This is a genomic window from Streptomyces sp. NPDC093225 (assembly GCF_044753805.1).
In the GTDB taxonomy this organism is placed as follows: Bacteria; Actinomycetota; Actinomycetes; order Streptomycetales; family Streptomycetaceae; genus Streptomyces.
This window is the reverse complement of sequence record NZ_JBIVNX010000020.1, coordinates 121,352-144,283: the sequence shown is the minus strand read 5'-3', so window position 1 is coordinate 144,283 and position 22,932 is coordinate 121,352. Positions and strand designations below refer to the sequence as shown.

Here is a 22,932-nt window from a genome sequence, read left to right as displayed (position 1 = left end):
AGGATGTCTTGGAGGACAAACCTCTTCTACAGCAGCTCCGCTGCCTCGTTCACGGGCCTTGACGAACAGCCCCCGCCCTTAACTGAACGGCGTTGGGTCTAGGGGGTCTCCGGCGGACCGAAGCCCGGCCGTGATCGCCGGACCCCCTCGACGGCCCGGCGGCCTAATTCGGTCGACGGGGACGGGCGTTGGCGCGAGGCTGGGCGCATGTCCGAGACACATCGACCGGCCCGCGAGATCCGGGCCCTGCACACCGAACAGACCGTCACCGTCTACCAGGCCTACCACCCGCGCATCGGGGTGCCCGCCGCGCGCGACGGGCGCTTCCCGTCCGCCTGGAAGCGCGAGCGGATGACGTGGATCAAGCCGTCCTTCCTGTGGATGATGTACCGCTGCGGGTGGGCCACCAAGGGCGACCAGGAGACCGTCCTGGCCGTGGAGATCACCCGTGAGGGCTTCGACCACGCGCTGCGCGGTGCCTGCCTTTCGCACTACGTGCCCGACGTCCACCCGGACCGGGAGACCTGGCAGCGGCAGCTGCGCGAGACCGAGGCCCGCGTCCAGTGGGACCCCGAACGGGACCTCCACCTCAACGCGCTCTCCCACCGGTCGCTCCAGCTGGGCCTGTCCGGCTCGCTGTCCGGCGCCTACGCCGACGCGTGGACGGTCTCCATCCGCGACGTCACCCCGCTGGCCCGCGAGGTCCACGACCTGGTGCGCGCCGGGCAGGGCGACGCCGCGCGGGCGCTGCTGCCCGAGGAGCGCCCGTACCCCCTCGAGGACGAGGCCCTGGCCCACCTCCGCTGACGGCCCGCGTACGGCACACTGGAGGTTTGGCCCCGCCCGCCCGCGGCCGGGCCGCCACCTCACCGTGAAGGGATCAGCGTGAACGGGCCCCTCATCGTCCAGAGCGACAAGACGCTCCTCCTCGAGGTCGACCACGAGCTCGCCGACGCCTGCCGCCGTGCCATCGCGCCGTTCGCCGAGCTGGAGCGGGCTCCCGAGCACATCCACACCTACCGGGTCACCCCGCTGGGCCTGTGGAACGCCCGCGCCGCCGGGCACGACGCCGAGCAGGTCGTCGACGCGCTCGTCGAGTACTCGCGCTACCCCGTCCCGCACGCGCTGCTGGTCGACGTGGCCGAGACCATGGCCCGCTACGGCCGCCTCACCCTGTCCAAGCACCCCGTGCACGGGCTGGTGCTCACCAGCACCGACCGCCCGGTGCTGGAGGAGATCCTGCGCTCCAAGCGGATCACCCCGCTCGTCGGGCAGCGGATCGACCCCGACACCGTCGCCGTGCACCCGTCCGAGCGCGGCCAGATCAAGCAGACGCTGCTCAAGTTGGGCTGGCCGGCCGAGGACCTCGCCGGCTACGTCGACGGCGAGGCGCACGCCATCGACCTGCTGGAGGACGGCTGGTCGCTGCGCCCCTACCAGCGCCAGGCCGTCGACGGCTTCTGGCACGGCGGCTCGGGCGTGGTCGTCCTGCCCTGCGGTGCCGGCAAGACGCTGGTCGGCGCGGGCGCGATGGCCGAGGCCAAGGCGACGACGCTGATCCTGGTGACCAACACCGTCTCCGCCCGCCAGTGGAAGCACGAGCTGGTCAAGCGCACCTCGCTGACCGAGGACGAGATCGGCGAGTACAGCGGTACCCGCAAGGAGATCCGGCCCGTCACGATCGCCACCTACCAGGTGCTGACGACCAAGCGGAAGGGCGTCTACCCGCACCTGGAGCTGTTCGACTCCCGGGACTGGGGCCTGATCGTCTATGACGAGGTCCACCTGCTGCCGGCCCCGGTCTTCAAGTTCACCGCCGACCTGCAGGCGCGCCGGCGCCTCGGGCTGACCGCGACCCTGGTCCGGGAGGACGGGCGCGAGTCGGACGTCTTCTCGCTGATCGGGCCCAAGCGGTTCGACGCCCCGTGGAAGGAGATCGAGGCGCAGGGGTACATCGCACCGGCCGACTGCGTCGAGGTGCGGGTGAACCTGACCGAGAGCGAGCGGCTCGCGTACGCCACCGCCGAGACGGAGGAGAAGTACCGCTTCTGTGCGACCACCGCCACGAAGCGGAAGGTGACCGAGGCGCTGGTGCGCCATCACCGCGGCGAGCAGACCCTCGTCATCGGCCAGTACATCGACCAGCTCGACGAACTCGGCGAGCACCTCGACGCGCCGGTCATCAAGGGCGAGACGTCGAACGCGCAGCGCGAGAAGCTCTTCGACGCCTTCCGGCAGGGTGAGATCAGCGTCCTGGTCGTCTCCAAGGTCGCCAACTTCTCGATCGACCTGCCGGAGGCGACCGTCGCCATCCAGGTGTCCGGCACCTTCGGCTCGCGGCAGGAGGAGGCCCAGCGGCTGGGCCGGGTGCTGCGTCCGAAGTCGGACGGCCACGAGGCCCGCTTCTACTCGGTCGTCGCACGGGACACCATCGACCAGGACTTCGCGGCGCACCGGCAGCGCTTCCTCGCCGAACAGGGCTACGCCTACCGGATCATGGACGCGGACGAGGTGCTCACGCGGGAGTCGGAGAACGGGACGGAGTAGTCCGGCCGGGGACGGGGGCTGCGGCCCCCGTCCCGCGTCGGCGGGCGGGTACCCCGGAGTCCGGCGCGGGTGATCGGGTGGGGGCTGCGGCCCCCGGGGCGCGTCAGCGACGTATGACGCCGGCGTCCTCGGAGTACTCGCCGAGGAGGACCACGCTGACCGCCGTCGTGGCGAAGACCCTGGCCGCGTGCAGGAACCCGCCGGAGCGCGTCAGCGCCTCGGCCTCCGAGGCCGCGCGGGCGGTGTGCGTACGGCCGTGGGTGCGGCCGGGCGTGCGGGAGTACGTGCGGGAGTGGTGCGTACGGCCCTGGTGCGTACGCGTGCGGGCGGTGCGGCCGTGCTGCGCGCCGGTGCCGCTGTGGTCGTCGTGGGCGGACTCGACGTCGGAAGGGATGGCGGCGGCGCCGCGAGGGCGGCCGCCCTGAACCGGGGTGAAGGTCGCGGTGCTCATGAATCCATGGTCCCGGCCCGCCCCACCGCGCACATCGGTCCGCGGAGCCATTCTCCGCTCCCCCTGACGTCATACTCCAGGGCCACCCCCTCCCCCGGAAGTCCTACGGGGAAGGCGGCCGTCCCGTAGGGACCGGGCGGGCCTCACGGCCCCGAAAGCCGTTCGCGCGGGTCCGCGGCGCGGACTAGAATCTCCGCTCTTGCCCGCCTCCCGCCCTGCCCGGGGAGTGCCGCCGACCGGACGGAAACCGGCCGGCCACACGTCACGCACCTTGAGGACCCACATAGCTGGAGGCAACACCGTGCCCGCGCACGCCCCCCTGACCCCCGACGCCCCCACCGCCCCCACGGCCGCCCCCACCGGCGACGCCGCAGGCGCCGCCGCAGCCGACGGCACGGCCGCCGCCGACCCCCTCGGCCGCGAGCGGGCGCACCTCGCCGCCTCCCGCGCCGCGCTCCGCGCCATGCGCGAGGACGTCGAGTCCCTCGACATCCGCGACGTCACCGCGAACTGGGTCAACGCCCTCATCCTCACCGCCCAGATCGAGGACCGCATCAAGGCCCTGGCCGACCTCGCGGACACCCCCCTCTTCTTCGGCCGCCTCGACTACCTGCACGCCCCCGGCGCCGACCTCGCCGAGGGCGCGGGCGGCGAGCGCTTCTACATCGGCCGCCGCCACGTCCACGACGCCGACGGCGACCCCATGGTGATCGACTGGCGCGCCCCGGTCTCGCAGCCCTTCTACCGCGCCTCGAAGAAGGACCCGCAGGACATCGGCCTGCGCCGGCGCTTCGGCTACACCGGCGGCGACCTCACCGCGTACGAGGACGAGCACCTCTCCGACCCCGCCGAGACCGCCGCCGTCAGCAAGCTGCTCCAGCAGGAGATCGAGCGCCCGCGCGTCGGACCGATGCGCGACATCGTCGCGACGATCCAGCCCGAGCAGGACGAGATCGTGCGTTCGGGGCTCTCCGGAAGCGTCTGCGTCCAGGGCGGCCCCGGCACCGGTAAGACCGCCGTCGGCCTGCACCGGGTGGCGTACCTGCTGTACGCGCACCGCGACCGGCTCGCCCGCACGGGCACCCTGGTCATCGGGCCGAACCGTTCCTTCCTGCACTACATCGAGCAGGTGCTCCCCGCGCTCGGCGAGCTGGAGGTCAAGCAGGCCACGGTCGCCGACCTCGTCGCCCGCCCGGGCGTGGAGGTGCGCGGCGAGGACCCGGCGGCGGCCGCCGTCGTCAAGGGCGACGCCCGCATGGCGGAGGTGCTGCGGCGCGCCGTGCGGTCGCACGTCACGCCGCCCGCCGAGGCGCTGATGGTGGTGCGCGGTTCCCGGCGGTGGCGGATCCCGGCGTACGAACTCCAGGAGATCGTCGACGAGTTGCTCGCCCGCGACATCCGCTACGGGGCCGCCCGCGACGCGCTCCCGCAGCGGATCGCGCACGCGGTGCTCGTACGGATGGAGCAGGCGGGCGAGGCCCCGGACGACCGGGTGCAGGACGCGGTGGCCCGCAACGCGGCGGTCAAGGCGGCCGTCAAGACGGTCTGGCCGGCGGTGGACCCGGCGAAGCTGGTGCTGCGGCTGCTGTCGGAGCCGGAGTTCCTGGCCGAGCACGCGGACGGGGTGCTCACGGAGGACGAGCAGGAGCTGATCCGGTGGGCGAAGCCGTTCCGCAGCGTGAAGTCCGCGAAGTGGTCGGCCGCGGACGCGGTGCTCGTCGACGAGGTGGCGGACCTCGTGGAGCGCACGGCCTCGCTCGGGCACGTGGTGCTCGACGAGGCGCAGGACCTGTCGCCCATGCAGTACCGGGCGGTGGGACGGCGCTGCACGACGGGTTCGGCGACCGTGCTGGGCGACCTCGCGCAGGGCACGACGCCGTGGGCCACGCGCAGCTGGGCCGAGGCGCTGGCGCACCTGGGCAAGCCGGACGCCGCGGTGGAGGAGCTGACGGCGGGCTTCCGCGTGCCGCGGGACGTGATCGCGTACGCGTCGCGGCTGCTGCCGGGGATCGCGCCGGGGCTGGCCCCGGTGTCGTCGGTACGTGAGAACCCGGGCGCGCTGGCGGTCACCCGGGTGGCGGACGGGGAGCTGGTCGAGGCGGTCGTGGCGGCGTGCCGTACGTCGCTCGGACACGAGGGGTCGATCGGGCTGATCGCGGCGGACGCGCGGATCCCGGCGCTCGCGGAGGCGCTCGACGCGGCGGGGCTGCCGTACCTGGCGCCGGGCGAGGAGACGACGGCGCTGGCGCGCCTGACGCTGGTGCCGGCGTCGCTGGCGAAGGGTCTGGAGTACGACTACGTCGTGCTGGACGAGCCGGCGGCGATCGTGGCCGGGGAGGCGGACGAGCGGACCGGGTTGCGGCGGCTGTACGTGTGTCTGACCCGTGCCGTGTCGGGGCTGGTGGCGGTGCATGCGGGGGCGCTGCCGGAGGTTCTGGCGGGGCCGGTGGCGGGTTAGGGGGCGCGGCTCCCGGGCGGGCCGGAGTTGCCCGCCCGGGTCCAGGCCCGGCGCTGCGCGCCGGGTGCGCTCAAACGCCGCGCGGGCCGGATTGCCGGGGCGGAGTGGTTACGAGAGGGCCTCGCGCCACGTGGCCACGGCCGACGGGGAGACCGGGTGGGCCCAGCCGCCGGGGCGGGCCGCGCCTCCGATGTGGAAGGCGTCGAGGCCCGCCTCGCGCAGCGCCGGCAGGTGGTCCAGGCGCAGGCCGCCGCCGACGAGGAGGCGGGGCTCGTAGCCCGGTTCGCCGTGCCGGGCCGCCTCGGCCACCAGTACCGGGAGTCCCTCGTCGACCCCGCCCGCCGCGCCGGCGGTCAGGTAGGTGTCGAGGCCCGGCAGCGCGGCCAGCGCCTTGCGCAGTGCGTCGCGGTCGGCCGCGCGGTCGATGGCCCGGTGGAACGTCCACCGGCACCCCGCCAGCTCCGCCACCAGCGCTTCCACCGCCACCAGGTCGGGCGTGCCGTCCGGGTCCAGGAAGCCGAGGACGAACTCCTCCGCCCCCTCCGCCCGCAGCGCCGCCGCCTGGGCGACCAGCGCGTCCACCCCGGCGGGCCCGCCCGCCGAGAAGCCGTCCGCGGCCCTGAGCATCACGCGCAGCGGGACGTCCACGGCGGCCCGGATGGCCGCGAAGGTCTCCCGCGGGGGCGTCAGGCCGTCGGCGGCCATGTCGGTGACCAGCTCCAACCGGTCCGCCCCACCAGCCTGGGCCGCGATCGCGTCCTCGGCGTTGAGGGCGATCACCTCCAGGACCGCACGGTCGCTCATGTGGCCTCATTCCTTCGAGATCGGGAAGGGCGGTGCGCCGGCGCGTTCCGCGCCGCACCCACCACCAACAGGTCTAGTCCAATCTCAAGGGTACGCACCTCCGGCTCCGGTCCACCAGCGCCAGCACGCCCCCGGCCCCCGCTCCCCCGCTCCCCCACCGCCACTCCCCCACCACAATGGGCGCATGCCCACCGACACCGCGCAGCTCGAAGCCCGCTGGCACGCCACCGTCGACGCCGCCCGCCGCCCAGCCGGTCCCGCGACCGCCACCCCCGCGGCCGGCACCCCCGCGGCCGACCCCGCCCCTTACGCCGCCCGACTGCTGCGCGCCTGGGCCGAACCGCAGCGCCGGTACCACACCACCGCCCACCTCGCCGCCGTCCTCGACCACGTCGACGTACTGGCCGACCACGCCACCGACCTGCCCGCCGTCCAGCTCGCGGCCTGGTTCCACGACGCCGTCTACCGCCCCGACCGGTCCGAGAACGAGGAGCGCAGCGCCGCCCTCGCCGAGCGCGCCCTCCCCGAGCTCGGAGTCGCCCCCGCCCGTACGGCCGAGGTGGCCCGCCTGGTCCGGCTCACCGTCACGCACGACCCCGCCCCCGGCGACCGCGACGGCGAGGTCCTCTGCGACGCCGACCTCGCGGTGCTCGCCGGGACCCCGGAGGCGTACTCCGCGTACGCGGCCGCGGTGCGGGACGAGTACGGCTTCGTACCCGACGACGCCTTCCGGGCCGGCCGGGCCGCCGTGCTCCGCCAGCTGCTGGCCCTCCCCCGGCTGTTCCGCACGCCCCACGGCGCGACCCACTGGGAGGCACCGGCACGCCACAACCTCGCCGCCGAGCTGCACGGGCTGGAGGCGGCTGGGGCACCGGGGGCGACGGGGGCGACGGGGGCGACCGAGTCGCCTTCCTGACCCCGGCGGGCGCGCCGGTGACCTGCTCGGTTCGGGTTGGATTCCGGATCCGGATCCGGGTCCGGGTCCCGGGTCCGGGTCCCGGGTCCCGCGGGCCGGGTCGCCGGCCCGGCGTCCGGATCGCGGACGGCGCCGGGAATGCCCCGGTCCGGGCCCCGGTTGTCGATGATCATGCCCGCTGCCGCAACACGCCCCGTACGCTCCCGCATGCCCGTGGCCGTCTACGTCCTCGGCCTGTCCGTCTTCGCGCTCGGCACCAGCGAGTTCATGCTCTCGGGCCTCCTGCCGCCCATCGCCGAGGACATGGGCGTCACGATCCCGCAGGCCGGGCTGCTCATCTCCGCCTTCGCCATCGGCATGGTGGTGGGCGCCCCGCTGCTCGCCGTGGCCACGCTGCGGCTGCCCCGCCGCACGACGCTCGTCTCGCTGATCACGCTCTTCGGTCTCGGCCAGGTGGCGGGCGCGCTGGCCCCGTCGTACGAGCTGCTCTTCGTCTCGCGCATCGTCTCGGCCCTCGCCTGCGCCGGCTTCTGGGCCGTGGGCGCGGCCGTCGCCATCGCGATGGTCCCGGTCGACGCGCGCGCCCGCGCGATGGCGGTGATGATCGGCGGGCTGTCGATCGCGAACGTCCTCGGCGTCCCCGCCGGCGCGTTCCTCGGCGAGCACTTCGGCTGGCGGGCGGCGTTCTGGGCGGTCGCCGCGGCCTCCGCGATCGCGTTGGCGGGCATCCTGGCCCTGATCCCGCCCATCCCGCTGCCGGACGAGCGCCCGCGCCTCGCACGCGAGCTCGGCATCTACCGCGACCGGCAGGTGTGGCTCGCGGTCGCGGTCACGGCCCTCGCCGCGGGCGGGGTGTTCTGCGCCTTCAGCTACCTCGCACCGCTGCTCACGGACGTGGCCGGACTCGGCTCGGGCACGGTGCCGAGCGTGCTGGCGCTGTTCGGCATCGGCGCCCTGGTCGGTACGACGATCGGGGGACGGGTCGCCGACGCGCACCTCTTCGGAGTGCTGCTGACCGGCATCACGGCCTCCACCGTGTTCCTGGTCGCGCTCGCGCTGTTCGCGTCCTCGCCGGTGGCCGCCGTCACGCTGTCCTTCCTGATCGGGGTCTCGGCCTTCTACACCGCGCCGGCCCTCAACGCCCGGATGTTCAACGTCGCGGGCGCCGCCCCGACCCTGGCGGGCGCGACCACGACCGCCGCCTTCAACCTCGGCAACACCGGTGGCCCGTGGCTCGGCGGCACCGTCATCGACGCCGGCCTCGGCTTCCCGGCCACCGCGTGGGCGGGGGCGGCGATGACGGTCACGGCGCTGGGGCTGGTGACCGTGGCGCTGCGGCTGTCCTCGCGCGGCCGGATCGTGGCCTCGTCGGCGGGGCGGACCGGAGCGGTGGAGGACAGGGTCGGCGCCGGCGCCGGCTCAGGCACCGCGCAGGGCTAAGGACCTGCGCAGGGCTGAGGACCCGCGCACGGCTGAGGACCCGCGCACGGCTGAGAGCCCGGGCACGGCTGAAAGCCCGCGCAGGCCGCGCCCGGGGGCTCCCGGCCCCCGTGACGACACCGGAGCCCGGAGCCCCGCTACGCCCGGGACCGCCCCTTGGGCCGGCGCAGGCCGGCGGCCGTGAGGCGACGCACCAGCTCCTTGCTGCCGACCTCCACGGCGCCCGCGCCCACCGCGTCCGGGTAGCGCTCCGCCGGAACGTCGTAGTGGTCCCCGTCGAAGGCCCGCGCCGGGCACCCGATCGAGGCGGCGAAGGCGTGCAGCTCCTCGTACGAGACGTCGCTGACCATGTGCGACCACATCCGCCCGTGCCCCGGCCAGGTAGGCGGGTCGATGTAGACCGTCACCGGCCGAACACTCCGCCGAGGCTCCCCACGGACGCCACCTTCACCCCGGCCTTGCCGCACACCCAGTGCGGGTCGGGCCCCAACTCGGGCTCGACGTCGAGGGCGTGCGGGTCGCCGTGCGAGCACACCGGGCACAGCGGCCACCGCCCGTACTTCGACAGCAGCGCGTCCTGCACGTCCTGGGCGACGAGGCCCGGCAGGTAGTCGATGCCCTCGGGCCACTGCTCCACCCACCACCGGCGGTGCACGACCGAGTCCTCGACCAGGGAGACCACGTCGGCGTCGGCGACCTCGAGGGCGATCAGATCGGCCAGGACGAGGGCGCGGGCGGCGTGCAACGCCTGCTCCAGGGGGGTCGCATGGTCCATGCAGCAATTGTGGACCCGAAGCGGACAGGTGGCGAAGGTCGGTTTCCGAATGGGATGTCTTGTGGCGGATTGACTGCTTTCGGCGGGTGAAAATATCTTTCAAGGGTGAGCAGAGCGCGGAAGGAAACCTTCAACGCCGGCAGCGCGGGGCACGCCCCGGCCTCCGCCCCCACGCCCTCCCCCACCCGTCCCCCTGCCACCACCGCCGAACTCCGCGCACGCACCGCCCGCCTCGCCCCCACGCTCGCCCCCGCCGTCCGGGCGGTGGCCGAGGCCCTCGCCGCCGACCCGGCCGGGTGCGCCCGGCTCACGGTCACCGCCCTCGCCGAGCGCACCGGCACCAGCGAGGCCACCGTCGTACGCACCGCCCGCCTGCTGGGCTATCCGGGCTACCGCGACCTGCGCCCCGCCCTCGCCGAGCTGGCCGGCCGCGCCGCCCGCACCGCCACCCGCGGCACCGCTCCCGAGCCGCCGAACGGGGGACGGGAGGACCGGCGGGGCAGCGCGCTCACCACCGACATAGCGGTCGGGGACCCCCTGGCCGACGTGGTCGCCAAGCTCGCCGGCGCGGAGCGCCGAGCCCTCGCCGACACCGCCGCCGGACTGGACCTCGCGGAACTCGCCGCGGCCGTGGCGGCCCTGGCCGGCGCCCGCCGCATCGACGTCTACGGCGTCGGCGCCTCCGCCCTCGTCGCCCACGACCTCGCGCAGAAGCTGCTGCGCATCGGGCTGATCGCGCACGCGCACGCCGACCCGCACCTGGCCCTCACCAACGCCGTCCAGCTCGGGCCCGGCGACGCGGCCGTGGCCGTCACGCACTCCGGCACGACCCCCGACGTCGTCGACCCGCTGCGCACCGCGTTCGAACGGGGCGCGACCACCGTGGCGATCACCGGCGCCCCCGACGCACCCGTGACGCGCTGCGCCGACCACGTACTGACCACCTCGGCCACCCCGACCGCCCCGACGACCACGACCGGCTCGACCGCCCCGACCACCCCCCGGAACGGGTTCCGCCCCGCCGCCATGTCCAGTCGGACCAGCCAGCTCCTGCTCGTGGACTGCCTGTTCATCGGCGTGGCGCAGCGTACGTACGACACGGCCGGGCCCGCCCTCGCCGCCTCGCACGAGGCCCTCGCCCCGCGCCACCGCGCCCCCGCCCCCACTTCCGCCCCCGCACCCGCCCCCGCACCCGCACCCGCACCCGCACCCGCCCCGACCCCTACTCCCCCGTGACGAAGGAGCCCACCCCCATGACCGCGTACGCGGAACTCCGCGCCCAGCTCGCCACGCTCACCACCGAGGCGTTCCACCCCGAACTCGCCGAGATCGACCGGCAGTCCACCCTCGACATCGCCCGCACCATGAACGCCGAGGACGCCTCCGTCCCGGCCGCCGTCGCCGCCCGGCTCCCCGAGATCGCCGCCGCCGTCGACGCGATCGCCGCCCGCATGGCCCACGGCGGCCGCCTCCTCTACGCGGGCGCGGGCACCGCGGGCCGGATGGGCGTACTGGACGCCAGCGAGTGCCCGCCGACCTTCAACACCGACCCCTCCCGGGTCGTGGGCCTGATCGCGGGCGGCCCGGGGGCCATGGTCGCGGCCGTCGAGGGCGCCGAGGACTCGCCCGAGCTGGCGGCGGCCGACCTCGCGGCCCTGGACCTCACGGACCGCGACACGGTCGTCGGCATCTCCGCCTCGGGCCGCACCCCGTACGCCATCGGCGCGGTCAGGTACGCGCGGGCGCACGGAGCCCTCACCGTCGGGCTCTCCTGCAATGCGGACAGCGCGCTCGCGGCCGCCGCCGAGCACGGCATCGAGGTCGTGGTGGGCCCCGAACTGCTCACCGGCTCCACGCGGTTGAAGGCCGGCACCGCCCAGAAGCTCGTGCTCAACATGCTCTCGACCATCACGATGATCCGACTGGGCAAGACGTACGGGAACCTCATGGTCGACGTCCGCGCCTCCAACGAGAAGCTGCGCGCCCGCTCGCGCCACATCGTCGCGCTCGCCACCGGCGCGCCGGACGAGGCGATCGAGGTCGCCCTCGCCGCCACGGACGGGGAGGTAAAGCCGGCCATCCTGATGGTCCTGGCCGGGGTCGACGCGCCCACCGCGGCCGAGCTGCTCGACGCCGCGGACGGCCACCTGCGCGCCGCCCTCGCCGCCGCGCCCCCGACCACCGGCTGAGCGCCTCCGCCCCCCTCGCCTCTTCCTCCACACCCCCACCGCGCACCACCAGCAAGGGAGCAAGGCACCGCATCCATGGACAAGAACCGCGCCACCGCCGCCGCGATCCTCCCGCTCGTCGGCGGCCCCGCCAACGTCATCGGCGTCGCCCACTGCATGACCCGCCTGCGCCTGACCCTCCGCGACCGCTCCCTCGTGGACGACCCGGCCCTCAGGGCGCTGTCCGGGGTCATGGGGGTGGTCGAGGACGACACGTACCAGATCGTGCTGGGCCCGGGTACGGTCGCCCGCGTCACCCCGGAGTTCGAGGCCCTGGTCGCCGAAGCCCGGCACCCGGCACCCGCACCTCCGCCCACCGCACCTCAGCAACCGGAAGGGCCCGCCGGTCCCGTCCACCCGACCCACCCCCTCACCGCCGACGAACTCGCCGCCCGCGGCGCCGAGCTGAGGGCGGCCCGGAAGGCGCGCAACACCACCCCGGTCAAACTCGTCCTGCGCCGCGTGGCGAACGTCTTCGTCCCCCTCATCCCCGCCCTGATCGGCTGCGGCATCATCGCGGGCCTGAACGGCCTGCTCACCAACCTCGGCCTGGCCCCCGCCGCCGTACCCGCGCTGGCCGCGATCGCCTCCGGGTTCATGTCCCTGATCGCGGTGTTCGTCGGCCACAACACGGCCAAGGAGTTCGGCGGCACGCCCGTCCTGGGCGGCGCGGTGGCGGCCGTCATCGTCTTCCCCGGCGTCACGAAGATCACCGCCTTCGGCCTGCACCTCGCGCCCGGCCAGGGCGGCGTGCTGGGCGCGCTGGCCGCGGCCCTGGTGGCCGTACGGGTGGAGAAGTGGTGCCGGCGCCGACTGCCCGGGTCCCTCGACGTCCTGCTCACCCCCACCCTGACCGTGCTGGTGGCCGGCCTGGTGACCGTCTTCGGCCTCATGTACGCCGCGGGCGAGGTCTCCCAGGCCATCGGCCGCTTCGCGACCTGGCTGCTGGCCTCCGGCGGCGCGCTCGCGGGCCTGGTGCTGGGCGGGCTGTTCCTCCCCCTCGTGATGCTCGGCCTGCACCAGGCCCTCATCCCCATCCACACCACCCTGATCGAGCAGCAGGGCCACACCGTCCTGCTGCCCATCCTCGCGATGGCCGGCGCCGGCCAGGTCGGCGCGGCCCTGGCCGTCCACGTGCGGCTGCCGCGCAACGGCTCCATCAGGGCCACCATCCGATCCGCTCTGCCAGCCGGCTTCCTCGGCGTCGGCGAACCGCTCATCTACGGCGTCTCGCTGCCGCTCGGCCGGCCCTTCGTCACGGCGTGCGCGGGCGGCGCGGCCGGCGGGGCGTTCATCGGCCTGTGCGACCAGCTCGGCCGCTCCTTCGGCTCGACCGCCATCGGCCCGTCGGGCTGGGCGCTCTTCCCGCTGCTCGACGGCGACGGCAGCGTGCTCACCGCCGTCGCCGTGTACGCGGGCGGGCTCCTGGTCGGGTACCTGGCGGGCTTCCTCGCCACCTACTTCTTCGGATTCACCGGGCCGATGCTCGCCGAACTCGACGTCCCCACGGAGGAGGAGTCCACCCCCCGCACGGCCACCACCGGGCCGAACGAACCGGCCCCGGTCCGAGCGGGTTCCGCCCTCCCCCGGCCATAAGGGGCCATCGCCTGACGGACCGTCGGACCTCCTGGTTACGATCGCCATCGAAACCAGGGGGAGTCCACCGATGACGACGAGCAGCACCACGCCCGCACCGGGCGCCACCACCGGCACCCCGCTCGCGCCCGAGGACCCGCAGCGGATCGGCCCGTACTGGCTGGCCGCGCGGCTCGGGGCGGGCGGCCAGGGCGTGGTCTACGAGGCGTACGACGCGGACGGCGCCCGGGTGGCGCTCAAGGCGCTGCACCGCGACGCGGACCCGTTCGTGCGCGACCGGTTCGGCAAGGAGGCCGAGGCGGCCCGGCGGGTGGCGGCGTTCTGCACCGCGCGCGTGCTCGACGCCGCCGTGGACGGGGACACCCCGTACCTGGTCAGCGAGTACGTGCCCGGACCCACCCTGGCCGCCGCGGTACGGGCGAACGGCCCGCTCGCCGAGGACGCCGCCCTGCGCCTGGCCACCGGCGCCGCCACCGCGCTCGCCGCGATCCACGCCGCCGGGGTCGTCCACCGCGACCTCAAGCCCGGCAACGTGCTGCTCGGCCCGGACGGCCCGCGCATCATCGACTTCGGCATCGCCCGCGCCCCCGACATGTCCCTGACCGCCACCGGCGCGATCATGGGCACGCTCGGCTACATGGCCCCCGAGGCCCTCGCCGGACAGCGCGCGTCGACCGCGTCCGACATCTTCGCCTGGGGCGCGGTCGTGCTGTACGCGGCCACCGGCGCCGAGCCCTTCCGCGGCGAGAACATCGCCGAGGTCGCGCACCGCACCGCCTCCGTCACCCCCGACATCTCCGGGCTCCCGCCCCGGCTGCGCCCCCTGATAGCCGCCGCCCTCGCCAAGGACCCGGCGGGCCGCCCCACCGCCCAGGCCCTCCTGACCGGCCTGATCGCCGCCACCGCCCCGGACGGCGGCCCCACCGGCACCACCACCCCCACCAGGACCCCGGGGAACGTCAGCCCCGCCGACGCGCCCACCCAGGGTGCGCACCCGTCCGACGCCACCCCCCACGGCGCCCACCCCGCCACCACCCTGGACGCCCGCCCCGCCACCACCCTCGACCCGCACCCGGCCACCACCCGCGACGCCGGTCCGGCCCGTCCCGCCGACCCCCGCGTCCCGGCCCCCGCGACCGCCCCCACCCCCACATCCGCATCCACCCCCGCACACCCAGCCGCACCCGCATCCGCGCCCGCATCCGCACCCGGCAGCGGCACCACCCCCAAGGAGGGCCTGGACCTCCTCAGGGCCGGCGCCGACCACGCCGGCGGCACCCCGTACCCCGCCACCCAGGCCGTCCCACCGCTCGGCGACCGCGCCGAAGCCGCCTTCGCCGCCCTCGCCCCCGACGCCCAGCTCGCCGCCCACGACCTCCTGCTGCGCCTCACCCTCCCCGGCGGCGCGCCCGACGGCTCGCAGGACACCGTCCGCACCGCCACCCCGGCCGAACTCTTCGCCGGCCGCCCCGAGTCCGAGCAGCGCGCCACCGCCCGTGCCTCCGAGGCCCTCACCGCCGCCGGCGCCCTCGTCACCGAGGCCGACGGCGCGGTACGCCCGGTCAGCACCGCCCTCCTGCCCGCCTGGCGGCGGCTGCGCGCCTGGGCCGACGCCGACCGCACCGGCATCGCGTACCGCCAGCGCGTCACCCACGGCACGGCTCGCTGGACCGCCAACGGCAAGCGCACCGACGACCTCCTGACCGGCTCCGACCTGCGCGCCGTCCTGGACTGGCTGCCCACCGCGGCCCCGCACCTGAGCCCCAACCCCGCCGAGCGCGCGTTCCTCGACGCCTCCCGCACCGAGGCCGCCCGCACCGTACGCCGCCGCCGCCAGCTCCTCGCGGGCCTGGCCGGCGCCACCGTCATCGCCCTCCTCGCGGGCGGCGTCGCCTACCTCCAGAACCGCGAAGCCGACCTCCGCCGGGACCAGGCCACCGCCCGCGCCGTCGCCCAGGCCGCCGACAGCCTGCGCGGCACGCAGCCCGACACCGCGATGCTCCTCGGCGTCGCCGCCTACCGCATCGCCCACGTCCCCGAAGCCCGCGCCGCCCTCAACGCCTCCGCCGCGCAGCGGGAGATCGGCTCGATGCCGCTGCCAGCGGTCAGCAAGGGCGAGGGCGACGACGCCGGCCGCGTCTACAGCCAAGACGGCCGGCTGGTGCTCGCGTTCAGCCCCTCCGGCGCCCGGCTCTACGACATCAGCCGCAGCCGTTCGGACCTGGGACGGCCCGTAGTGTCCATCCCCGCCGCGCAGTACGTCATCGAGGAGGCGGCCCTCGTCAGCCCCGACGCCGCACACGCGCTCGCGCGCGCCAAGGACGGCACGTACCACCTCCTGTCCCTGCGGGAGGGCAAGCCGGTGGGCGGGCCGTTCGCCGTCCCCGACGGCTACGAGCCCTTCCGGCTCACGACCTCCGGCCGCGTCGTCCTGATGAACAAGCGGACCGCCGAGCAGCGGCTGACCGACGCTACCGGGCGCTTCCTGAGCGCCGTGCCGCCCGGCATCATCGCCTCCCCGGACGGCCGGTACCTGGGCTCCTGCCCCGACGGGGGGAGCCTGAGCGTCGACGCGGTCGGCCCCTCCGGCACGAGCCGCGTGCTCTCGGGCCAGGACGGCGACTGCGAGGACATCGCGTTCAGCCCGGACGGCCGCCACCTGGTCGAGGACACCTCGGGCAGCCGGACGCGCGTCTGGGACCTGGACACCGGCGGGACCACCGCAACGCTCACCAACACCGGCTCGGACCTCCAGTTCAGCTCCGGGGGCAACTACCTCGTAGGCCCCGGCTCGAACAGCCGCGGCAACAGCGACACCCTCGAGATCTGGAACGCCCGCGCCGACGCCGCCCAGCCGCTCGTCCGCATCCCCGTAGCAGCCCGCCGCAACGCCCTCCAGGGCCGCGACGCCTTCTCGGTCCGGCTGGACGAAGCGGCCAAGCTCCTGCGGTACGAGGCCACGGGGACGGACGAGCTCAAAGTCACGGACGTCGCCCCGGTCCTCGGCGCGGGCACCGACACCGCCGGCACGCAGGGCGCCGCGCTCTCGCCGGACGGCGACACCGCCGTCGTCCGCACCGGCGGGAGGGTCGATCCCACCCTGCGGCTCCTCGACGTGCGGACCGGCAAGACCATCGGCACCACGGTCCGTCAGCGCATCCCGGCCGACATCGACACGCGTCCGGTGGCCGCGGTCAGCGACGGCGGCCGGGTCATCGCCCACAACGACCTGGTCCGAGGGGGCTTCTGGGGCGTCGTCGTCCGGGACGCGCGAACCGGCGCCGTGCTGTCGAAGCTGCCCTGGCAGGCCGGGGGCCCCCTCCTGCACCTCGGCCTGTCCTCCGACGGGGCGTACGCCACGACGACGTACACCGACGGCAGCTCCCCTTCGGCCGACGGCACCGTGACCCAGGTGTGGGACACCCGCACCGGCAAGAAGGTCCACGAGTTCAAGGCGACTGCCGGACACGGCGTGTTCAGCCCTGACGGCCAGCGCTTCCTGACCACCGCGGGCGAGGAGTTCGACCTCGCCACCCGCACCGCCCGCACCGTCCCGCTCGGCACCGTCCGCAACACCGAGATCAGCTTCTCCCACGACGGACGCTGGGCGGCCGTCCTGCGCGACTCCGGCTGGGTGGAGGTCTGGGACGGCGCCCTGCGCACGCGCAAGGCGCTCCTGCCCAGCTCGCTCGTCCGCGGCGGGGAGCGCTACGGCGACTTCACCGGATCACTGGCCTTCTCCGCCGACGGCGGCCAGCTCGCCCTCGTCGTGAACGGCGACTCCGTGCAGCTCTGGGACGTCGACGCCCGCCTCGCCCTCGGTAAGCCGCTGAGCATCACCGGCCGCCAGATCGACGCCATGGCCTTCGACGGCGACACCCTGCGCGCGCTCAGCGGCAGCCGCGTCAACACCTTCGACCTCGACCCCGACCGGCTGGTGACCCGGGTCTGTGACCGGGTGGGCCGACAGCTGACGAAGGAGGAGTGGGAGACCTACATCCCGGACGCCGACTACCGGAAGGTCTGCTGAGAGGTCCGGTTCAGCTCGCGCACCCGCCCGCGCAACCGGTCGCCCTTCAGGGCGGCGGCCAGCTCGCGGGCGGTGGCGGGGTTGCAGCGCCCCAGGTCGATGAGGGGCCGCGGGTAGTTGCCCGCAGCCGACACGGGGTCCAGCCGCACCGAGGGCAGCGTGATGCCGGCGGCCTCCAGTCCCTCCTTGAGCTCGGCGAGGGCCTCCTCGGCCACCTGTACGAGGTCCATGTCCATGCGCTGTTCCCTCCACGCTCCGTACCTGCTTCGCCTACACAGCGTGGCGGTGCGCGGCTAGCCTGGGTAGAGCGGCGCGTCCAACAAACCCGTCTGTTGGACCGAGCGTTGGGAGGCCCTCCGCCATGCCCGGACCCCACGACCTCGACCCCGCCTCGTCGCCGAGGGCGATGCTGGGCGCGGAGCTGCGGTTCCGCCGGAAGCAGGCGGACAAGACCCAGGACGAACTGGGCGCCCCGCTGTTCGTGAGCGGATCGTTCATCGGCCAGCTGGAGGCCGGCACCCGCCGCATGCAGCCGGAACAGGCCCGAGAGATCGACCGCGTCCTGCAGACGGACGGCTACTTCGAGCGCAACTGCCGTGCCGGCACCGAGACCGGCTACCCCGACCACTTCGTCGCGGCAGCCGAAGCGGAAGCGACGGCCACGCAGATCAGACAGTACGCGCCCCTGCTCATCCCGGGCCTTCTCCAGACGGAGCGCTACGCCCGATCGGTATCGCGCGGGTTCCTGCCGACCGCCACGGCGGAGGACATCGAAGCGCTGGTCGCGCCTCGCCTGGAGCGCGCCCGCCTCCTGACCAATCCAACAAGGCCGTTGTTGTGGGCCGTCCTTGACGAATCCGTCCTGAACCGCCGGATCGGCAGCCCCGCGATCATGGCCGAGGCCCTCGGTCACATCGCGAGCCTCGCTCGTCGGCACCGCATCGTCGTGCAAGTCATGCCGCACGCCGCAGGCGCCCACCCGGCATCCAACGGCGCTCTGAAGCTGATGTCCTTCGAGGACGCTCCGCCTCTTGCCTACCTCGAAGGACTCGGCACAGGGCAACTCGTCGACGATCCGGCCACGGTCGCCAACTACCAACTGACCTACGACTTCGTCGTGGCCACCGCGCTCCCCCCGGAGACGTCCCTGGCGTTGATCGAGTCGGCGGCGGAGGATTACGGCCATGACGATCAGTAAGTACGACCTGAACACCGCCGAGTGGTTCAAGTCGAGCTACAGCGGGGGCGGCGGAGACGACTGCGTCGAAGTCGGCCGAGGCCTCCCCACCCACGTCCCCGTCCGGGACTCCAAGGACCCCCGCGGCCCGAAGCTCGTGTTCCCGGCGGCCGCGTGGGAGGCATTCGTGGACGGCATCCAGGACGGATCGCTGCACCCCACCCGCTGAGCGGCCGCGCCCGAAGCTCAAGCGGCCGCGCCCGAGCCCCTTCTTATAGGAATGGGAGGTGGGTACAACCCACCCTCCCACCCTCCCCCGCACCCGCCCGCGCGCGCCAACGCACGCACATACCAGGCGAGATGACTAATCGTGATCAGGTTGCGACGAACCGTAGGGAGGCTCTAGCTTTCCGCTGGACGAAATAAATCGACCCCCGCCGGTGCGCCAACACCGAACGAGGGTCTAACCATTGAGATCGGACCAATCGATCCCCATGTCTGACTTCGAGTTTAGTGCTGCCCCGCACCCCCTCGCCAAGCCCGGTTTCGGCAAAGTCACCGCGTCGGACGAAACCCCCGGCACGGGCCGGGACTTCACCCACCTCCCGCTCCGCGAGGCCGCCATCGCCGCGTACCTCGACCGGCTGCCGGACGGGGCCGACATCAGCGTCAAGACGCTGGCCGCGGTGCTGCCGCTGTGGGGTCAGTGCGCGGTCCGCACCGCCCTCGGCCGCCTCGAAACCGCAGGTCACCTGCACCGCGTACGGGAACGCGCCGAGGGCGTCCGCTGGGTCACCCGCACCTACTTCTCCCGCACGGCCCGCGACGGCGCCTGGTGGGCCCGGTTCACCCGGAGGGAGGTGCCGGCACCGGCCGCCCCGCCGCCACCCTCGCGGCCCGAGCCGCCGCCCGCACCCGACGGGAACACAGTTCCGAGCGGTACGGGTACGGCCTACGGCGTCCTCGCCGACCTCGGCCGGCACGCTCCCGGCCTCACGCTCTCCAAGGCCGACTGCTCCGAGCTCGCCCCGCTCGCGGACGCGTGGTTCCGCGTCGGGGCCTCGCCCGCCGAGATGCTCCGCGCCCTGACCGCCGGACTGCCGCCCGAGGGCGTCCACCACCCGGCCGCCTTCGTCCGCCGCCGCCTGGAGACCAAGATCCCGCCCCGGCGCGCCCCCGAACCGGAACCCGCGCCCGCACCGCACCGCGCCCCGGCCCTGGTGGAGTGCCGCGACTGCCGCACCCCCGGCAGACCCGCCGCCTTCGTCGACGGACTCTGCGCCCCCTGCCGCCACCAGCCCGAGGCCCCGCCCCGCGGCCTGCTGCCGCCCGACCGGGTCCGCGCACACGCGACACGCATCCGCGAAGGGAGACACACATGACCGTCGAGGCGGTCCGCCTCCACACGCACGGGGCACCATGGAGCCGAGGAGGCGAATCCATGACCCCCAGCTTTGCCGATCACCCGCAGATGGCCGTCGAAGACTTCGAGGAGCTGGCCCACAGGGCCCCCGAGACGGTCCTGCTCGAATTCATCCAAGGAAAGCTAGAGGTCAAGCCCATGCCGGACGGCGACCACGGGGCCATCGTCATGTGGCTACTGCGCCAGTGCATGCAGCAGCGCCCCGAACTGGCCCTCTATCCCGAGCAGGGCCTCGCCACCCAGGACTACCGCAACGGCCGGGCCCGACCCGACGGGGTCCTGGCCCCGTTCGACCACTTCGTCGGGCAGGGCGAGTGGGCCGCTTCCGACGGCGTGCTGATGACCGTCGAGGTGACGTCCCGCGACCCGGACACCGACCGCCGCGACCGCAGGGAGAAGCGGGACGGCTACGCGGCGGCGGACATCCCCGTGTACCTGCTCATCGATCGCGATGCGCAGGAGCTGGTCGTGTACGCGGAACCCGTCCGCGGCAAGTACGCCCGGCGCACCACGTATCCGTACGGCGCACAGGTCAAGCTTCCGAGCCCCGTCGCCATCACCCTCGACACCGAGAAGCTCAAGGACTACGTGCGCTGAGCGGCCTCAGGCGCCCCGTGCGGCCTTGATGAACGCCGTGATCAGCGCCGGGTCCTTGACCCCCCGCTCCCGCTCGACCCCGCTCGAGACGTCCACGCCCCAGGCGCCGGTGGTCTCCACGGCCTCGCGGACGTTGCCCGGGTGCAGGCCGCCGGCCAGCAGCCAGCGGCCCTCGGGGGCGGTGAAGTCCGCCGCGCCCCAGTTCCACGGCTTGCCCGAGCCCGGGTCCGGGGCGTCGAGCAGCAGCAGGTCCTCGCCGTACTCGCCGCAGCGCGCGACGTCCGTCCGCGACGTGGCCCGCAGGAGGGTGCGGCCGTCGGCGCGCAGCGCCTCGAAGAACTCCGGGCCCTCCTCGCCGTGGAGCTGGACGGCCCGCAGGCCGCCCTCCTCGGTGAAGCGGCGCACGTCGTCCACGGACTGGCCGCGGAAGACGCCGACGGTCAGCACGTGCGGCGGCACGAGGGCGGCCAGCCGGCGGGCGGTGGCGGCGTCGACGGTGCGGGGGCTGGCGGCGCAGACGAAGCCCACCGCGTCGGCGCCGTCGCGGACGGCGGTCTCGACGTCCTGCTCGGTGCGCAGGCCACAGATCTTCACGAAGAGGTCGCTCATGATGCGTCCAGTGAACCAGAGCGCGGGCGGCGGGACGCAGGACGTCCGAGCAGCGAAAAAGTTGTATCCCGTACCTCTTACACCTCAAGATCCCCGCAGTTAGGGTGCGGTCGCCAGCCCCGCGTTCCCAGAGGAGCCAGTTGTCCAGTTCCACCCGCCGCGACCGGCAGCCGCGCCTGCGGCGCCTCGCGGCCTGCGCCGCCTTCGTCCTGTCCGCGAGCGGCCTCGCCACCGCCCTGCCCGCCGCCGTCCCCGCAGACTCCGGGGGCGCCGCCGCGCACGCGGCCACCACGCTCAAGCCCCGCACCGACGTCGATCGCGACGGGCAGAACGACCTGCTGTTCCGGTACCCGTCGGGCGCCGGGACGATGTGGTCCACCAAGAACCTCTCGGTCATGGACTACACCTACTACGGCTACCCGGCCTCCCAGCCGAAGGACGTCATCGGCCTGGGCAACGTCCGCGGCGACTCCCGGCCCGAGTTCCTCCAGCTGACCGCCGACGGCCGCCTCTCGCTGCACACGGCCACCGCCACCGCCACCCTCGCGCCCAGCTGGACCGGCACCGGCTGGCAGGCGTACGACCGCGTGGTCGCGGCGGACGACCTGAACCGCGACGGCCGCCCCGACCTCATCGCCCGCACCCCCTCCGGCGACGTCTTCCTCTACCGCAGCAACGGCAGCGCCACTGGCAACCCGTTCTCCGCCCGAGCGAAGGTCGCCTCCGGGTGGTGGGGCTACGACCAGGTGATCGGCGCCGGCGACCTGGACCGGGACGGGGTCGGCGACGTGCTGGCCCGGGACCGCTCCGGCATCCTCTGGTACTACAAGGGCACCGGCAGCGCGACCGCCCCGTTCAAGGGCCGCGTCAAGGTCGGCAGCGGCTGGAACACGTTCAGCAAGATCATCGCTCAGGGCGACCAGGACGGGGACGGCCGGGCCGACCTGATGACCCTGAAGCCGAGCGGCGACGTGTACTACTACCTGTCCAAGGGCGGCGGCGCCTTCTGGCCCCGCAGCACCTGGGGCAACGGCTGGTGGTGGATGGCCCGGGCCGTCAACGAGGGCGGCAACCCCGTCTACGGCAAGAACGGCATCACCGGTGTGAACGCCGCCGGCGAGCTGCACTTCCACGAGAACCGCTCCAACGGCCTCTACCCGTCGTACGAGACCAGCGGCACCTTCCCGGCGGGCAGGAAGCTCGTCGTGGCCACCGGCATCGACGGCAGCGGCCAGGCCGCCGTGCTCGCCTTCGGCGGCGGGCAGTTGCTCAATGTGAAGAAGAACGCCCCGGTCTCCGGCGACTTCACCACCACGAACCTGGTCACCGGCCCCGGCGACCTGACCGGCGACGGCCGCGGCGACCTGCTCACCCGGGACTCCGCGGGCACCCTCTGGCTGCGCGCCGGGCAGGGCAACGGCACCGGCTTCGCGGCCCCGGTCCGCGTCGGCACCGGCTGGGGCGCGTACAAGGCGCTCGTCGGCAGCGGCGACGTCAACGGCGACAGCCGGACCGACCTGATCGCCCAGGGCACCGACGGGAACCTGTACGTCTTCCCGGGCAACGGCACCGCCACCACGCCCTTCAAGGCGCGGCAGCTGATCGGCAGCGGCTGGAACACCTACAACGCCATCGCCGGCTCCGGCGACCAGAACGGCGACGGCCGGGCCGACATCATCGCCCGCGACGGCGCGGGGAAGGTGTACGTCTACTACGGCACCGGCGGCTCCGGTACGGCAACGTTCGCCGCGCGCAAGGCCGTGGAGGGCGACGGCCCGGACGGCCAGGTCGGCGCCAACCACAACTGGAACGTCTACCCGCAGATCGGCTGAGGCACGTACAACGCCCGAGGGCGGCACCCCCATGGGGGTGCCGCCCTCG

At 74.3% G+C, this 22,932-nt stretch carries 20 protein-coding genes; 14 read left to right on the top strand and 6 right to left on the bottom strand.

Translation table 11 applies throughout. The annotated features are described in order from the left end of the window. Nucleotides 1–207 precede the first annotated feature (207 nt). Nucleotides 208–807 (top strand): DUF4291 domain-containing protein, encoded by a 600-nt coding sequence (locus ACIQCH_RS20225; protein ID WP_402582622.1) that lies wholly within the window; start codon nucleotides 208–210, stop codon nucleotides 805–807. A gap of 78 nt (nucleotides 808–885) precedes the next feature. Continuing rightward, nucleotides 886–2,547 carry a DNA repair helicase XPB gene (locus ACIQCH_RS20220; RefSeq protein ID WP_402582620.1) on the top strand — a complete coding sequence of 554 codons (1,662 nt, stop codon included), beginning with the start codon at nucleotides 886–888 and terminating at the stop codon, nucleotides 2,545–2,547. Between the two features lie 103 nt (nucleotides 2,548–2,650). Here the strand turns inward: ACIQCH_RS20220 and ACIQCH_RS20215 are convergent, their stop codons facing one another. Beyond that, a complete protein-coding gene (locus ACIQCH_RS20215; protein ID WP_402582618.1) occupies nucleotides 2,651–2,998 on the bottom strand; it encodes a hypothetical protein in 348 nt (115 codons plus the stop codon). A gap of 463 nt (nucleotides 2,999–3,461) precedes the next feature. Here ACIQCH_RS20215 and ACIQCH_RS20210 point away from each other — a divergent pair, with 463 nt between their 5' ends. Next, nucleotides 3,462–5,456 carry a HelD family protein gene (locus tag ACIQCH_RS20210; protein ID WP_402582637.1) on the top strand — a complete coding sequence of 665 codons (1,995 nt, stop codon included), beginning with the start codon at nucleotides 3,462–3,464 and terminating at the stop codon, nucleotides 5,454–5,456. A 108-nt stretch (nucleotides 5,457–5,564) separates the two neighbouring features. On the opposite strand, the gene ACIQCH_RS20205 is transcribed toward ACIQCH_RS20210, so the two are convergent. Continuing rightward, nucleotides 5,565–6,260, bottom strand: a complete 696-nt coding sequence (locus tag ACIQCH_RS20205; protein ID WP_402582616.1) for a copper homeostasis protein CutC — start codon at nucleotides 6,258–6,260, stop codon at nucleotides 5,565–5,567. 184 nt (nucleotides 6,261–6,444) lie between these two features. Between ACIQCH_RS20205 and ACIQCH_RS20200 the strand changes: the two genes are divergently transcribed. Together ACIQCH_RS20200 and ACIQCH_RS20195 are read left to right on the top strand one after the other, a co-directional pair. Beyond that, on the top strand, nucleotides 6,445–7,176 hold the full coding sequence (locus ACIQCH_RS20200; RefSeq protein ID WP_402582615.1) for a hypothetical protein: 732 nt from the start codon (nucleotides 6,445–6,447) through the stop codon (nucleotides 7,174–7,176). Between the two features lie 207 nt (nucleotides 7,177–7,383). Then, nucleotides 7,384–8,616: a Cmx/CmrA family chloramphenicol efflux MFS transporter gene (locus ACIQCH_RS20195; protein ID WP_402582613.1), complete on the top strand. Its 1,233-nt coding sequence runs from the start codon at nucleotides 7,384–7,386 to the stop codon at nucleotides 8,614–8,616. Between the two features lie 137 nt (nucleotides 8,617–8,753). Here ACIQCH_RS20195 and ACIQCH_RS20190 read toward each other — a convergent pair whose 3' ends face one another. Continuing rightward, the gene (locus tag ACIQCH_RS20190) at nucleotides 8,754–9,023 is read right to left on the bottom strand and encodes a DUF4031 domain-containing protein (protein WP_402582611.1); all 270 of its coding nucleotides are present in this window, start codon (nucleotides 9,021–9,023) and stop codon (nucleotides 8,754–8,756) included. After that, nucleotides 9,020–9,391, bottom strand: coding sequence for a hypothetical protein (locus ACIQCH_RS20185; RefSeq protein ID WP_402582610.1), 372 nt, complete (start codon nucleotides 9,389–9,391; stop codon nucleotides 9,020–9,022). Before ACIQCH_RS20185 ends, ACIQCH_RS20190 begins: the two co-directional genes overlap by 4 nt. A 105-nt stretch (nucleotides 9,392–9,496) precedes the next feature. Between ACIQCH_RS20185 and ACIQCH_RS20180 the strand changes: the two genes are divergently transcribed. The 4 genes from ACIQCH_RS20180 (at nucleotide 9,497) to ACIQCH_RS20165 (ending at nucleotide 17,245) form a co-directional block, all read left to right on the top strand. Next, complete coding sequence (locus ACIQCH_RS20180) at nucleotides 9,497–10,627, top strand: MurR/RpiR family transcriptional regulator (protein WP_402582608.1); 1,131 nt, start codon at nucleotides 9,497–9,499, stop codon at nucleotides 10,625–10,627. 17 nt (nucleotides 10,628–10,644) lie between these two features. After that, nucleotides 10,645–11,580 carry an N-acetylmuramic acid 6-phosphate etherase gene (murQ, locus tag ACIQCH_RS20175; RefSeq protein ID WP_402582606.1) on the top strand — a complete coding sequence of 312 codons (936 nt, stop codon included), beginning with the start codon at nucleotides 10,645–10,647 and terminating at the stop codon, nucleotides 11,578–11,580. Between the two features lie 75 nt (nucleotides 11,581–11,655). Continuing rightward, nucleotides 11,656–13,215, top strand: a complete 1,560-nt coding sequence (locus tag ACIQCH_RS20170; protein WP_402582604.1) for a PTS transporter subunit EIIC — start codon at nucleotides 11,656–11,658, stop codon at nucleotides 13,213–13,215. A 70-nt stretch (nucleotides 13,216–13,285) separates the two neighbouring features. Beyond that, nucleotides 13,286–17,245 carry a protein kinase gene (locus ACIQCH_RS20165; RefSeq protein WP_402582602.1) on the top strand — a complete coding sequence of 1,320 codons (3,960 nt, stop codon included), beginning with the start codon at nucleotides 13,286–13,288 and terminating at the stop codon, nucleotides 17,243–17,245. On the opposite strand, the gene ACIQCH_RS20160 is transcribed toward ACIQCH_RS20165, so the two are convergent. Further along, complete coding sequence (locus ACIQCH_RS20160) at nucleotides 17,227–17,481, bottom strand: hypothetical protein (protein WP_402582600.1); 255 nt, start codon at nucleotides 17,479–17,481, stop codon at nucleotides 17,227–17,229. The genes ACIQCH_RS20165 and ACIQCH_RS20160 overlap by 19 nt on opposite strands. A 125-nt stretch (nucleotides 17,482–17,606) precedes the next feature. Here ACIQCH_RS20160 and ACIQCH_RS20155 point away from each other — a divergent pair, with 125 nt between their 5' ends. The 4 genes from ACIQCH_RS20155 (at nucleotide 17,607) to ACIQCH_RS20140 (ending at nucleotide 20,442) form a co-directional block, all read left to right on the top strand. After that, nucleotides 17,607–18,443, top strand: coding sequence for a helix-turn-helix domain-containing protein (locus ACIQCH_RS20155; protein ID WP_402582599.1), 837 nt, complete (start codon nucleotides 17,607–17,609; stop codon nucleotides 18,441–18,443). After that, the gene (locus ACIQCH_RS20150; protein WP_402582597.1) at nucleotides 18,430–18,651 is read left to right on the top strand and encodes a DUF397 domain-containing protein; all 222 of its coding nucleotides are present in this window, start codon (nucleotides 18,430–18,432) and stop codon (nucleotides 18,649–18,651) included. Before ACIQCH_RS20155 ends, ACIQCH_RS20150 begins: the two co-directional genes overlap by 14 nt. A 265-nt stretch (nucleotides 18,652–18,916) precedes the next feature. Continuing rightward, a complete protein-coding gene (locus ACIQCH_RS20145) occupies nucleotides 18,917–19,804 on the top strand; it encodes a hypothetical protein (protein ID WP_402582595.1) in 888 nt (295 codons plus the stop codon). Nucleotides 19,805–19,863: 59 nt separating this feature from the next. Next, complete coding sequence (locus ACIQCH_RS20140) at nucleotides 19,864–20,442, top strand: Uma2 family endonuclease (protein ID WP_402582593.1); 579 nt, start codon at nucleotides 19,864–19,866, stop codon at nucleotides 20,440–20,442. A gap of 6 nt (nucleotides 20,443–20,448) precedes the next feature. Here the strand turns inward: ACIQCH_RS20140 and ACIQCH_RS20135 are convergent, their stop codons facing one another. Further along, complete coding sequence (locus tag ACIQCH_RS20135; protein WP_402582591.1) at nucleotides 20,449–21,051, bottom strand: phosphoribosylanthranilate isomerase; 603 nt, start codon at nucleotides 21,049–21,051, stop codon at nucleotides 20,449–20,451. Between the two features lie 140 nt (nucleotides 21,052–21,191). Between ACIQCH_RS20135 and ACIQCH_RS20130 the strand changes: the two genes are divergently transcribed. Next, complete coding sequence (locus tag ACIQCH_RS20130) at nucleotides 21,192–22,883, top strand: FG-GAP repeat domain-containing protein (RefSeq protein ID WP_402582589.1); 1,692 nt, start codon at nucleotides 21,192–21,194, stop codon at nucleotides 22,881–22,883. Nucleotides 22,884–22,932: the final 49 nt, after the last annotated feature.